This window comes from Streptomyces sp. NPDC048664, from assembly GCF_040650555.1.
Taxonomy (GTDB): Bacteria; Actinomycetota; Actinomycetes; order Streptomycetales; family Streptomycetaceae; genus Streptomyces.
Map to the genome: position 1 here is coordinate 1 of NZ_JBEZHK010000056.1, position 13,078 is coordinate 13,078.

At 72.2% G+C, this 13,078-nt stretch carries 13 protein-coding genes and 1 pseudogene; 13 read left to right on the forward strand and 1 reads right to left on the reverse strand.

Annotation, left to right across the window (positions count from 1 at the left end; translation table 11 throughout):
• The first annotated feature begins 152 nt into the window (after positions 1-152).
• The 4 genes and pseudogenes from AB0C59_RS34370 (at position 153) to AB0C59_RS34385 (ending at position 3,936) form a co-directional block, all read left to right on the forward strand.
• A pseudogene (locus tag AB0C59_RS34370) lies at positions 153-1,090 on the forward strand (ATP-binding cassette domain-containing protein).
• A complete protein-coding gene (locus AB0C59_RS34375) occupies positions 1,087-1,938 on the forward strand; it encodes an ABC transporter permease (protein WP_363011708.1) in 852 nt (283 codons plus the stop codon). Before AB0C59_RS34370 ends, AB0C59_RS34375 begins: the two are co-directional and overlap by 4 nt.
• A gap of 34 nt (positions 1,939-1,972) precedes the next feature.
• Positions 1,973-3,271: a histidine kinase gene (locus AB0C59_RS34380; protein WP_363011710.1), complete on the forward strand. Its 1,299-nt coding sequence runs from the start codon at positions 1,973-1,975 to the stop codon at positions 3,269-3,271.
• Positions 3,268-3,936, forward strand: a complete 669-nt coding sequence (locus tag AB0C59_RS34385) for a response regulator transcription factor (protein WP_363011712.1) — start codon at positions 3,268-3,270, stop codon at positions 3,934-3,936. Before AB0C59_RS34380 ends, AB0C59_RS34385 begins: the two co-directional genes overlap by 4 nt.
• 52 nt (positions 3,937-3,988) lie before the next feature.
• Here the strand turns inward: AB0C59_RS34385 and ssuE are convergent, their stop codons facing one another.
• A complete protein-coding gene (ssuE, locus tag AB0C59_RS34390; protein WP_363011714.1) occupies positions 3,989-4,546 on the reverse strand; it encodes an NADPH-dependent FMN reductase in 558 nt (185 codons plus the stop codon).
• A 482-nt stretch (positions 4,547-5,028) separates the two neighbouring features.
• Here ssuE and AB0C59_RS34395 point away from each other — a divergent pair, with 482 nt between their 5' ends.
• The 9 genes from AB0C59_RS34395 to AB0C59_RS34435 all read left to right on the forward strand — a co-directional run.
• Positions 5,029-6,255, forward strand: coding sequence for an acyl-CoA dehydrogenase family protein (locus tag AB0C59_RS34395; protein ID WP_363011716.1), 1,227 nt, complete (start codon positions 5,029-5,031; stop codon positions 6,253-6,255).
• Positions 6,256-6,420: 165 nt separating this feature from the next.
• Positions 6,421-6,513 carry a putative leader peptide gene (locus AB0C59_RS34400; protein ID WP_363011718.1) on the forward strand — a complete coding sequence of 31 codons (93 nt, stop codon included), beginning with the start codon at positions 6,421-6,423 and terminating at the stop codon, positions 6,511-6,513.
• 215 nt (positions 6,514-6,728) lie between these two features.
• Positions 6,729-7,796, forward strand: coding sequence for an ABC transporter substrate-binding protein (locus AB0C59_RS34405; RefSeq protein WP_363011720.1), 1,068 nt, complete (start codon positions 6,729-6,731; stop codon positions 7,794-7,796).
• A 42-nt stretch (positions 7,797-7,838) separates the two neighbouring features.
• Positions 7,839-8,642 carry an ABC transporter ATP-binding protein gene (locus AB0C59_RS34410; RefSeq protein WP_363011732.1) on the forward strand — a complete coding sequence of 268 codons (804 nt, stop codon included), beginning with the start codon at positions 7,839-7,841 and terminating at the stop codon, positions 8,640-8,642.
• Positions 8,639-9,631: an ABC transporter permease gene (locus AB0C59_RS34415; RefSeq protein WP_363011722.1), complete on the forward strand. Its 993-nt coding sequence runs from the start codon at positions 8,639-8,641 to the stop codon at positions 9,629-9,631. The genes AB0C59_RS34410 and AB0C59_RS34415 overlap by 4 nt, the downstream gene beginning before the upstream one ends.
• 72 nt (positions 9,632-9,703) lie before the next feature.
• Complete coding sequence (locus AB0C59_RS34420) at positions 9,704-11,074, forward strand: LLM class flavin-dependent oxidoreductase (RefSeq protein ID WP_363011724.1); 1,371 nt, start codon at positions 9,704-9,706, stop codon at positions 11,072-11,074.
• A gap of 57 nt (positions 11,075-11,131) precedes the next feature.
• Positions 11,132-12,031 carry a TauD/TfdA family dioxygenase gene (locus AB0C59_RS34425; RefSeq protein ID WP_363011726.1) on the forward strand — a complete coding sequence of 300 codons (900 nt, stop codon included), beginning with the start codon at positions 11,132-11,134 and terminating at the stop codon, positions 12,029-12,031.
• Positions 12,032-12,138: 107 nt separating this feature from the next.
• Complete coding sequence (locus AB0C59_RS34430) at positions 12,139-12,597, forward strand: Rrf2 family transcriptional regulator (protein ID WP_363011728.1); 459 nt, start codon at positions 12,139-12,141, stop codon at positions 12,595-12,597.
• A 117-nt stretch (positions 12,598-12,714) separates the two neighbouring features.
• A partial coding sequence (locus tag AB0C59_RS34435) for an ABC transporter substrate-binding protein (RefSeq protein WP_363011730.1) occupies positions 12,715-13,078 on the forward strand: 364 nt, incomplete at its 3' end.

The window sequence follows — 13,078 nt, forward strand, 5'->3', positions numbered from 1 at the left end:
GGGAACGACGCGACGACATCCACGAAGGCTTCCTCGGCCTCGCCAGCTGTCTGATCACCTACCGACACGTTCAGCGTCTTTGTTAGGACCTTTTAGCGTGGCCAAGGAGGCGTCAGGGATCTCGGGCGCCGTCGGCCGAGAGGAAGAACCGCATGATCGAGGCACAGCAGCTCACCAAGAGGTACGGGGAGAAGACGGCTGTCGACGGGCTGGACTTCACCGTGAGGCCCGGCAGCGTGACGGGCTTCCTCGGGCCCAACGGTGCGGGCAAGTCCACGACGATGCGCATGATCGTCGGGCTGGACGCGCCGACCGGCGGCTCCGTCACGGTGAACGGGCGGCGCTACGCCCGTCACCGGGCCCCGCTGCAGGAGGTCGGGGCGCTGCTGGAGGCCAGGTCGATCCACCCGGGCCGCTCGGCCCACAACCACCTCCGGGCGCTCGCGCTGACCCATGGCATCCCGAGCCGCCGGGTCGACGAGGTCGTCGAGCTGGCCGGTCTCGGCAGCGTCGCGAAGAAGCGGGCCGGCGCCTTCTCCCTCGGCATGGGACAGCGGCTCGGCATCGCGGCCGCCCTGCTCGGCGATCCGCAGACCGTGATGCTGGACGAGCCGGTCAACGGACTGGACCCGAGGGCGTCCTCTGGATCCGCAACCTGCTCACCTCCCTCGCGGCCGAGGGACGCACGGTGTTCGTCTCCTCGCACCTGATGAGCGAGGTGTCGCTGGTCGCGGATCACCTGATCGTCGTCGGGCGCGGCCGCCTGCTGGCCGACACGACCGTGCGGGACCTGGTCCGCGAGGCGGGCGGCGACGCCGTGACGGTGGCCACGGAGGACCCCGCTCGACTGCGGGACGTCCTGGCCGGACCTGGCGTGGAGATCACCGGCCGCATCGGCTCCGAGGAACTGCAGGTGACCGGGATGTCCGCCCGCGCCATCGGGCGGAAGGCGGCCGAGCACGGGATCCCGCTGTTCGAACTGACCACCAAGGCGGTGTCACTGGAGGAGGCATTCATGGAACTGACCAGGGACGCCGTGGAGTACCACGGCTCCACGACCGGCACCGAGACCTCCGGGAGCGCGGCATGAGCACCCTCACGGCAACCCCGCCGACCCCCGCCGCCCACGAGGACGCACCGGCCCGGCCCGCCTACCGGGTCACCGGGCGGCGTGTGCTCGCCTCGGAGTGGGCCAAGCTCTGGTCCCTGCGCTCCACCTGGATCACCCTCGGCCTGGGACTCGTGTTCCTGATCGCCTTCGGCGTCATCGCCGCGAGCCACTACAGGTCGAATCTCGACTCCGGCCGGCACATGGACCGCGACTTCGCCACCGCGACGGCGGCGAGCCTGTCCCTCTTCGGCACGAACTTCGCCCAGCTCGCGCTCGGTGTGCTCGGCGTGCTGGTCACGGCGGGCGAGTACTCCACCGGCATGATCCGCTCGACGCTGGCCGCGGTGCCGCGCAGGCTGCCCGTGCTGTGGTCCAAGGCGTCGGTGTACGGGCTGATCGCGACGGGCGTCGCGACCGTCGGCGCGTTCGTCGCCTTCCTCGTCGGCAGCCGGATCGTCGCCGGTACGCCCGCCGCCATGGGCCTGGGCCACGCCGGCGTCGTCCGCGTCCTGTTGGGCGCCGGGCTCTACCTCGGTCTGGTCGGCGTCATCGGCACCGCCCTGGGGGCGCTGCTGCGGTCGGTCGCCGGCGGCATCTCGGTCCTGGTCGCCGCCCTCATGCTGGTGCCGGGACTGGTCTCCCTGCTGCCCACCTCGTGGCAGGGGGACATCGACCCCTACCTCCCCAGCCACGCGGGCGAGTCGATCTTCGCCCTGACCCATGACTCCACCACCCTGTCGCCCGGCGCCGGACTCCTGGTCCTGCTCGGCTGGACGATCCTGGCGCTGGCCGGTGCGGCGTACCGGCTGCTGCGCGGCGACGTCTGAGCGGCGGCCGCCGCATCATGGTCGGGTGACCTCCGTGACCACCGAAGACCTCAGCGGGATGGGGCCGCTGGTCGCCCGGCTCGGCCGGGCGGGCCAGCGGCTCAGGCATGCCGACCAGGCCCGCCCATGGGTGCTGGACACCGCCGTCGTGGTCCTGGTCTTCCTGCTGTTCTGCCTGCCGGACCTGCTGCACGCGCTCGGTGCGGTCGGCGGGGACGACGACGGCGACGGCCCGCGCCGCTTCCGTGTGGCGTTCACCCGGTTGCCCGTCGCGGCCATGGCGGCCCTGCAGGCCGGGCTGGTGCTGCCGCTGCTGTGGCGGCGGCGGGCACCCGACGTGGCCTTCGGGGCCGTCACCGCGGTGTTCGTCCTCCAGTGGGCTCTGGGCGCCGCACTGCACGCGGACGTCGCCCTGTTCGTCGCCCTGTACAGCCTGGCCCTGCACGGTCGGCTACGGCAGCTCCCGTGGGCCTGCACGGTCACCGCGGGGGCGCTGGGCCTGGTCGCGGCGAGGATCTCGGCGGCGGTGTCGGTCTGGGACGCCCTCTTCTTCCTGCTCAGCACCGCGACCGCCGCCCTCGCGCTCGGCCTGGTCATCCGCATCCGGCGGGCTCAGCTGGCCGGGCTGCGCGACCGCGCGGCACGCCTGGAGATCGAACGCGACCAGCGCGGCCGACTGGCCGTCGCCGCGGAACGGGCGCGCGTGGCCCGCGAGATGCACGACATCGTCGGCCACAACCTGTCCGTCATCGTCACACTCGCCGACGCGGGCGCCTACGCCACGGCCGCCGCCCCCGAGCGGGGCAAGGAGGCCCTGCGCCTCATCGGCGACACCGGTCGCCAGGCGCTGAGCGAGCTGCGGCGGGTGCTCGGCGTCCTGCGGGAGGCGGACGGTTCGGCGGCGGAACCGGAGCTGAGTCCGCAGCCCGGTCTCACGGACGTCGACGCGCTGTGCGAGAGCGTGCGCGCGGCCGGCCTGGAGGTCGTCTACCGTACGGCCGGCGACGTCGACGCCCTGGACAGCGGTGTGCAGCTGACCATCTATCGCATCGTGCAGGAGGCCCTGACGAACACCCTCAAACACGCCGGGGCCGGCGCGCGTGCGAACCTGACCATCGCCGTGCGGGACACGCGGCTGACCATCACCGTCCAGGACTCCGGCCCGCCCGCACCGGCCGGTCGTCCCCGCACGGCGAACGAGGAAGGACACGGGCTGGTGGGCATGCGAGAACGAGCGGCGCTCTACGGAGGGCACGTCAGCGCGAGTCCCTCGGGCACCGGCTGGACGGTACGGGCCGACCTCGACCTCACCTCCCAGGGCGGTACCCGGTGACCACCGTGCTCGTCGTGGACGACCAGCCGCTGCAGCGGTACGGCTTCCGCATGCTCCTGGACTCCGTGCCCGGGACGGAGGTGGTCGGCGAGGCCGCGCACGGATCCGAAGCCGTACGCAAGGCAGCCGAACTCCGCCCCGACGTGGTGCTCATGGACGTGCGCATGCCCGGCATGGACGGCATCGAGGCCACCCGCAGGATCGTCGCCACAGGCGACCGCTCCCGCGTGCTCGTCCTGACCACGTTCGACATCGACGAGTACGTGTACGCGGCCCTGCGCGCCGGAGCCAGCGGCTTCCTCCTCAAGGACGCCCGCCCCGAGGAACTCCTGGCGGGCATCCGCGCGGTGGCCGTCGGCGACGCGGTCATCGCCCCCGCCCTGACCCGCCGTCTCCTCCACGAGTTCGCCCGTCTGGTGCCCCCGGCCGGTGACGGGTCCGCCGAGGACCCGCGTATCAGCTCCCTCACCGACCGGGAGCGCGAGATCCTCGTCGCCATCGGAAAGGGCTGGAGCAACGGCGAGATCGCCGGCCGTTTCGTCCTGTCCGAGTCCACGGTGAAGACGCATGTGGGCCGCGTGCTGTCCAAGATCGGCGCCCGCGACCGCATCCAGGCGGTGATCTTCGCGTACGACCACGGCCTGGCCCGACCTCAAGCGGGTTGACCGGCCGCGTCCACGCCGTGTCCGCCGCGGAGGCCGGATCGTGGACGTGTCCTTACGGGGCCGCGGCCAGGTGGGCCGTGCGGCTGCCGAGGGCGTCGGAGAACAGGTCGAGCACCCGCGCGAGGGCCGCGGCCGGGTCGGGCGCCACGGTCAGCGTGCCGTCGTCGCCCGCCGCGATGTCCGTGTCCAGGGTGAACCAGCCCTGGACGACGTGCGCGGCGCCCATGGAGCTGAGCACGGGACGCAACGCGTAGTCGATCGCCAGGACGTGCGCCGTGCTTCCGCCGGTGGCCAGCGGGAGGACGGTCTTGCCCGCCAGAGCGTACTGCGGCAGCAGGTCCAGCAGTGCCTTCAACAGCCCGGAGTAGGCGGCCTTGTAGACGGGAGTGCCGATCACGACGCCGTCCGCACGGGCGAACAGCTCGGTCGCGTGGACGATCGCCGGATGCCGGAAGTCGGCGCCGAGCAGCGCCTGGGCCGGGATCGTGCGGACGTCGAGCGGGATCACCTCGTGCCCGTGGGCGGCCAGCCTGCCGTCCAGGTGGCGCAGCAGGCGGGCGGTGCGGGAGGTGGCGGAAGGGCTTCCGGAGACGGACAGGACGGTGGCCATGGCGGATCCTTGGGAGGTCGGGGGTGGGCCTGACGGGAGGTGACACCGGTCTCGGACGCGGACGGTGCGCCTGCCGGCGGGTACGGCGCGCGCACCCGGCGTCGCCACGCGGGGCGTGCGCCGTCGTGCCCGCGTGGCGACGGCCACGGGGCGCGGGCGAAGGGCGCGGACCCGTTCGGTGACGGGGTGGCGAGGGGGAGATCGGATCCGGCGGGGGGTGCCGGAGGGGAGGACCGGGCGGACGGTCCGCTACCGCTTCAGGCGCGACACGCGGCGGACCACACCCGACCGAAGTCGATGTGGCCACGGGTGACCAGGCGCTGCTCGGCATTCATGCGGCCCATTGAGCAGTACGCCGTCCGCTTCGTCAACTGCCGCCCGCATGCCGGACGGTGGCCGTCACTGTGGCCTTCCCTACATTTCCTATCGATTTACTGGGAAAGCGTTGACCCGCGTTCGGCGGGCCGCGCAGGATGAGGCGCATGTCCCCCACACAGCGCGACCGGACCGGGCTCGGGCACGCGCACTGGTTGCGTGTCGCCCGCGAGACGGCGGACGATCTGGCCACGGACGCGGTGCCCCGGGAGCAGGCGGGGAAGGTCCCGCTGGACGAGGTGTCCCGCCTGCGCGAGGCGGGGCTGCTGACGCTCCTCGTCCCGTCCGCCTCCGAGACAGGCGGCGCGGACTGGCCCACGGCCTGTGCCGTGGTCCGGGAGGTCGCGGCGGCCGATGCCGCGATCGGCCAACTGCTCGGCTCGCACTACTTCCTGTCGTGGAGCGCCGGATTCCTCGCCGGCCACGCCCGCGCCGCCCGGCTGGAGCGGCGGCACACGGCCGAACAGTGGTGCTGGGGTGGCGGTCTGGCTCCTCAGGAACCCCCCCTGACGCTGACCGGGAAACGCGGCGGGCACGTGCTCGACGGCCGGCAGAGCTATCTCGCCGGGGTCCTGGTCGCCGACCGCCTCGCGGTGCGCGCCGTGCGGGCCGGCACCGGGGAACCCGTCGCCGTCGTCGTGGATCCCGCGCGACCGGGCGTGCGGGTCGAGGGTGACGCCGACGGCTTCGGCCAGCGGCTCGCGGCCGGCGGCAGCGTGGAGTTCGACGCCGTCGCGGTGGACACCGACGACGTGCTGGGCTCCCTGTCCGCCGACGAGGACGTGCTGTCCCCCCGGGCCGCTCTTCTGTCGCCGGTCGGGCGGCTCACCTCCGTGCACCTGCGCCTGGGAACGGCCGAGGGAGTGCTCGCCGAGGTCCGGGAGTACAGCAGGCCGGGACACTTCCCCTCCCACCCGGCCGGGCACGTCGACTCGCCCCTGGACCCGCGGACGTCCCCGCCGGATCCGCCGACGCTGACCGTCTACGGGGAACTCACCGTCCTCGTCCGCTCCGCGTCGGCTCTCGCCGACCAGGCGGTGCACGCGGTGCACGACGGTCTGGCGCGCGGCGAGGACCTCTCCTACGACGAGTGTGCCGACATCGCCGTCCTCGTGGCCATGGCCGACGCCGCCGCCGCGCGGGCCGCGGAGGAGGCGACCTCCCGCGCCTTCGACATCCTGGGTGCCCGCTCCGCGTCGTCGCGGCTGGGCTTCGACCGCTTCTGGCGCAACGCCCGGACCCACGCCGTGCACGAGCCCGCCGCCAGGCGGCTCCGCGATGTCGGGGACTACTTCCTCAACGGGGCGCACCCCCCGTTCACCCTCCCCGCCTGATCCCCCGAAAAACACCGGCCGCCCCGGCACGCCGGAATTCGTCATGCCGGTCTTCGCCGGCAATTGTGAACGGCGTACTTCACCCGCATGTCGAGCAATTCAGCATGTGAGACGCCCTGTCGGACGGCATTGACGCGACCGGAATTCACTGCGAGCCTCGTCGCTGTGAGCAAGTCCGAGAACCTCGCCGCGCGCCTGCACGTCGACCTGCGACGTCAGGCCAGCGCCATCTGTGCCGCCGGCCGGCGCGCCCACTGACGGCGCTTTTCTCCCGCTCCCTCCCCGACTCCCTTCCGGAGTCCCACCGCCGCCTTCCGTGACGTCGAGCGCTGCCCCGGCGATCAGGCGTCGTACGTCCGCATTCCATTCCGGGAATCCCCTTCCGGCGAAGAACGCACGGATGCACGGACGCATGGGCGTATGGACGTCATCGACGTCACGCATTTCACTCCTCACGAACAGGAACCATTTCCATGGCCCCGACGGCATCGATATCGACCCGACGTCAGTTCCTCTCGCTGCTCGGTCTTTCGGCGGTCGCCGTGAGCTGCGGCACCGCGACGGGGGCCACGTCCGGCGGGGGCCGGACCACAACGCTCCGGTACCAGGGCTGGGCGGGCCAGGTCATCCTGCCGGAGCTGGCCGAGGATCTCGGCTATCTGGGCGATGTGAAGCTGCGGTGGACCGGTGACACGATCAGCGGGCCGCAGGACATCCAGTCGGCGGCCACGGGGCAGGTCGACTTCGGAGGCGCCTTCAACGGCGCGGCCGTCAAACTGGCGGCGAACGGCGCCCCGATCAAGGCGGTCGTCAGCTACTACGGCTCCGACGCGTACGCCTACAACGGCTTCTACGTCCTCAAGGACAGCCCGCTGCGGTCGGCCAGGGACCTGATCGGCAAGAAGGTCGGCATGAACACCCTCGGGGCCCATGCCGAGGCGATGCTCGACATCTACCTCCAGCGTGGCGGCCTGTCCCGGGCCGAGATCGGCAGGGTCGAGCCCCTGGTGGTCCCGCCGGTCAACACCGAACAGGCGCTGCGTCAGAAGCAGTTGGACGTGGCCGTCCTCGGCGGCGTCCTGCGTGACAAGGCCCTGGCCACCGGGGGCATACGCCCGCTGTTCACCGACTACCAGCTGCTCGGCTCGTTCAGCGCGGGCACCTATGTGATGACGGACCGCTTCCTGCGGCAGAACCCCGACACGGCCCGCACCTTCGTCACCGGTGTCGGAAGAGCCATCGAGTGGGCCCGTACCACCGACCGCGAGGACGTCATCGCCCGCATGACGGACATCGTGAGGAAGCGCGGACGCGACGAGGATCCCGCACCGCTGAAGTACTGGCGGTCCTTCGGGGTCGCCGAGACCGCGGGCCGGATCACCGACAAGGAACTCCAGCTGTGGGTCGACTGGTTGGTCGAGCGCGGCGACATCAAGAAGGGCCAGGTCAAGGTGGCCGACCTCTACACGAACGCGTTCAACGCGTACGCCGCCCCGCACGCGGCCTCCCCCTCTCCTTCCTCTTCGAAGAACGGGAGCTGACCCGTGTCCGAGTCCACCGCACCCAAGATCGTGCTGCGGCAGGTGCGCAAGGAGTTCACCGTCCGGGACCGCGCCGGGCATCAGGCCCGGCGGGACACCCGGTTCACCGCCCTGGACGGTGTCGACCTGGAGATCGAGGCCGGTGAGTTCGTCGTCCTGGTCGGTCCCAGCGGCTGCGGGAAGTCCACGCTCCTGGATCTGCTCGGCGGCCTCACGACGCCCACCAGCGGGCAGGTCCTGCTGAACGGCGAGCCCGTCACGGGCCCCGGCCTGGACCGGGGCGTCGTCTTCCAGCAGTACGCGCTGCTTCCCTGGCGCACGGCGCAGGGCAACGTCGAGTTCGGTCTTGAGGCGACCGGTGTCCCGCGCCGTCAACGCAGGCAGCGGGCTCGGGAGTTCCTGGATCTGGTCGGCCTGTCCGGATTCGAGGAACGCCATCCCCACGAGTTGTCGGGCGGCATGCGGCAGCGGGTGGCGATCGCCAGATCCCTCGCCTACGACCCCGACGTGCTGCTGATGGACGAGCCGTTCGCGGCGCTGGACGCCCAGACCCGGGAGTCGCTCCAGGACGAACTGCTGCGCGTCTGGCAGCGCACCGGCAAGACCGTCGTCTTCATCACCCACGGCATCGACGAGGCCGTCTACCTCGGAGGGCGTGTCGCCGTCATGACGTCGAGGCCCGGCCGCATCAAACGGGTCGTGCCGATCGCCTTCGACTCCCGCACGGCGACGGACGACCTTCGATCCAGTCCCGAGTTCGCCCGCCACCGGCACGAGATCTGGTCGCTGCTGCACGACGAGGTGGCCAGGGCGCAGCAGTTGGAGAAGGAGGAGGCCTCCGTATGAGCCCCACGACCCGCACGGCCGGCACCACCGGCAAGGTCGCGGCGCCGGACCCCGCGACCGCCACCGCACCCGTCCCCGCCGCTGCCCCGGCCGCCGCCCGGCCGCCGCACGTGACCGCGGAGCCCAGGTCCACCCCCGCGTCGGCGCCCTCCCCGCCCGGTGCCGTACCCCCGGGCCCGCCCGGCACGGCGGCGGCCCGATCGCGTCGGGCGCTGCGCCGGCTGACACGACGGGCGATCAGGGCGGCCGTCAAGTCCGTGGCGGTCGTGGCCCTCCTGCTGCTCTGGGAGAGCGCACCCCGTCTCGGCCTGGTCGACCGGACCTTCCTGCCGCCCTTCAGCGAGGTCGCCCGGGCCTGGTGGGGCCTGGCGTCCGACGGGCGGCTCGCCGACAACGCACGGGCCAGTCTGGTGCGTTCCTTCAGCGGCTTCGGGCTCGCGGTGGCCGTGTCCGTGCCGCTCGGCCTGCTGATCGGCTGGTACCGGCCGGTCGCCGACGTCCTCGGGCCGCTGCTCGAAGTCTTCCGCAACACGGCCGCGCTGGCTCTGCTGCCGGTGTTCGTCCTGCTGCTGGGCATCGGCGAGACCTCGAAGATCTCCATCGTGGTGTACGCGTGCACCTGGCCGATCCTGCTCAACACCATCAGCGCGGTCCGCGACGTCGACCCGACCCTGCTGAGGCTGGCGAAGGCGATGGACCTGTCCGCACCCAGGCTGTTCCAGAAGGTCGTCCTGCCGGCCTCGGTACCGGTGATCTTCACCGGGATCCGGCTGGCGGGAGCGGCGTCGATCCTCGTCCTGGTAGCCGCCGAGATGGTCGGCGCCAAGGCGGGCCTCGGCTATCTGATCAACGCCTCGCAGTACAACTTCGCGATCCCGCAGATGTACGCGGGCATCATCACCGTCTCCGCCATCGGCATGGTCTTCAACCAGCTCCTGGTGGGCGTGGAGCGGCGGCTCAGTTCCTGGCGCGTACCGGCGGCCGGCTGAGGCGGTCGCCGGACCCGGCCCCGTCCCCTCGCACTCCCCTCTCTCCCCCGTCCCCCCATTCAGAGGTGCCTCATGCCCACGCCCCCCTCCCGCCGACTGCGGCTCAACGCCTTCCTGATGAACGCGGGCCACCACGACGCCGCCTGGCGGCATCCGCGCACCCAGCCCGAACGCGTCACCGATCTGCGCTACTTCCAGCAGCTCGCGCTGACCGCCGAACGCGGCCGGCTCGACTCGGTCTTCCTCGCCGACGGACTCGCCCTGTGGGGCAAGGTCCGGCACAACGCGCTCGGCGGCTTCGAACCGCTGACCCTGCTGTCGGCGCTGGCGGCGGTCACGGAACACGTCGGCCTGATCGCCACCGTGTCCACCACCTTCAACGAGCCCTTCCACACCGCCCGGAAGTTCGCCTCCCTGGACCATCTCAGCGGGGGCCGGGCCGGATGGAACATCGTCACCTCCGGCACCGTGGACGAGGCGCGGAACTTCGGGCGGGACGAACACCTGGAGCACGGGCTGCGCTACGAGCGGGCCCGGGAGTTCGTGGAGGTCGCCAGGAAGCTGTGGGACAGCTGGCAGGACGACGCGGTCGTGCTCGACCGGGAGCGCGGCATCTACGCCGACACCGACAAGGTGCGGGCGATCGACCACCGTGGCGAGCACTTCGCGGTGCGGGGCCCCCTGAACGTACCGCGCTCCCCTCAGGGGCACCCCCTGCTCGTGCAGGCCGGTTCGTCCGAGGACGGCAAGGAGTTCGCCGCCCAGTACGCCGAGGCCGTGTTCACCGCACAGCAGACGCTCGCGGACGGCCAGTCCTTCTACAAGGACCTCAAGTCGCGGCTGGCCCGCTACGGCCGCACCGAGGACCAGCTGCTGATCCTCCCCGGCATCGCTCCCGTCCTCGGCTCGACCGAGGCGGAAGCCCGCGCGCTGGAGGCCGAGTTGACCGGTCTCCAGATCCCCGAGTACGGGCTCGCCCAGCTCTCCGGGATGCTCGGCGTCGATCTGACCGGGCTGCCCCTGGACGGGCCGCTGCCCGAACTGCCCGAGGAGCGCGACATCAACGGCAACCGGAGCCGCTTCGCGCTCGTGGCCGACCTCGCCCGCCGTGACGGCCTGACCCTGCGCGAGCTCATCGCCCGCCTCGGCGCGGGCCGGGGCCACCGGGTCCTCGCCGGAACCCCCGAGCAGGTGGCCGACCAACTCGAGGAGTGGTTCACGCGGGGCGCCGCCGACGGTTTCAACATCATGCCGCCCCATCTTCCGGGTGGCCTGGAGGACTTCGTCGACCACGTCGTGCCGATCCTGCAGCGGCGGGGCCTGTTCCGCACCGAGTACAGCGGCCGCACCCTGCGCGAGCACTACGGCCTGGCCCGCCCCGCCCACCGGTCCACCTCGCCCGCCACCCCACCGTCACCCGCCACCGCCACCGCCGCTTCCTGACGCCCACCCCCGCCGCCCAGACCCCTCAGTGATCACCTTCCGGAAGGACACCCCCGCATGACCACCAGCACCGCCTTCGACATCCGCCGCATCGGCGGCCGGATCGGCGCCGAGATCCACGGCCCGGACCTCACGGCCGACCTCGACCCGGCCGTCGTCAGCGAGATCGGCTCCGCGCTCCTGGAGCACAAGGCGCTCGTCTTCCGCGGCCAGCGGCTCGACGACGCGGGCCAGCTCCGCTTCGCCTCCCTCTTCGGCGCGCTCACCACCGCGCATCCCACGGTGCCCTCCGTCGAGGGCCGGCCCCAGATCCTGCCCGTCGACGGCGACGAGGGCATCCGCGCCAACCACTGGCACACCGACGTCACGTTCGTGCGGACCCCTCCCAAGGTGTCCACGCTGCGCGGCATCGTGATCCCGCCCTACGGCGGCAACACCCTCATCGCCAACTCGGCCGCCGCCTACCGGGATCTGCCCGGGCCGCTGCGGGACCTGGCGGACAAGCTGTGGGCGGTGCACACCAACGACCACGACTACGCCGCCCCGAGGAGCGAGAAGGCCGCCGAGCACCGCAGGCGCTTCGTCTCCCGGACCTACCGCACCGCGCACCCCGTCGTCCGCGTCCACCCCGAGACCGGGGAGCGGGGGCTGTTCATCGGCGGCTTCGCCCAGAGCCTCGTCGGCTTCTCCGCCTCCGACTCACGCGACCTGCTGCGCCTCCTCCAGTCGTACGTCACCCGGCCCGAGAACATCGTGCGCGTGGCCTGGGCGCCGGGCGACCTCGTCCTGTTCGACAACCGCGTCACCCAGCACTACGCCCCCGACGACTACGGCGACCTTCCCCGCCTGTTGCACCGGGTGACCGTGGCCGGCGACGTCCCCGCCGGGGTCGACGGCACCCTCAGCCATGTCATCGAGGGCGACAGCGCCTCCCACTACACCCCCACCGCGGCCTGAGGCCGCGGGCGGCCGGGCCGCGGCGGAAGCCTTCGCCGGGGCCCGGCGGCGCGCGCCCGGCGGATGCCGGCGGGGACGCACGCGATGCCGTGCGGAATAATGGGGGCATGCGGATCTCAGCCAGGGCGGACTACGCGGTGCGCGCCGCGCTGCAGCTCGCCGCCTCCGGAGACGACGGGCCGCTGAAGGCCGAGGCCATCGCCGCGGCCCAGGACATCCCGCACAAGTTCCTCGAGAGCATCCTCAACGACATGCGCCGGGGCGGCCTCGTGGTCAGCCAGCGCGGCGGCAGCGGCGGCTACCGGCTGGCCAGGGCCGCCGACTCCCTCAGCATCGCCGATGTCATCCGGGTCGTGGACGGGCCCCTGGTCTCGGTGCGCGGGGTCCGCCCGCCGGAGCTGTCCTACAGCGGACCCGCCGAGTCGCTGCTCCCCCTGTGGATCGCGCTGCGGTCCAACGTGCGCGAGATTCTGGACGGTGTGTCACTCGCCGATGTCGCATCCGGCCGGCTGCCCGCCGAGGTGTCCGCGCTGACCGACGCCCCGGGAGCCTGGGCGAACCCCTGACGCGTCCGAGGCGCGATACGGCTGCGTCCACGATACGAACTCCCTCTTGGGGCGCGCCTCGCGTTCTGCCACCATCCCTAGCAACCAGGTAGGAAAACTAGGGAAGAGGACACCCCCGTGCCTGTCGTCAGACCAAGACCGCTCACCCCCCTGCGCACCCTCGCCGTTCTCACGGCGCTCCCCCTCCTGCTGACGGCCTGCGGGTACGGGTCCAGGTCCACGGACGACAGCGCGAAGCCCGCAGTCGCGGCAGGCGCCAAGAAGCTCTCCGCCGACGAGGTCAGGATCGGCTACTTCCCCAACCTCACCCACGCCACCGCCCTCGTGGGCGTCCAGAAGGGCTTCTTCCAGAAGGAGCTCGGCGGCACCGCGGTCAGGACCGCGACCTTCAACGCGGGCCCCTCCGAGATCGAGGCCCTGAACTCCGGGTCGATCGACATCGGCTGGATCGGCCCCTCCCCCGCGATCAACGGCTACACCA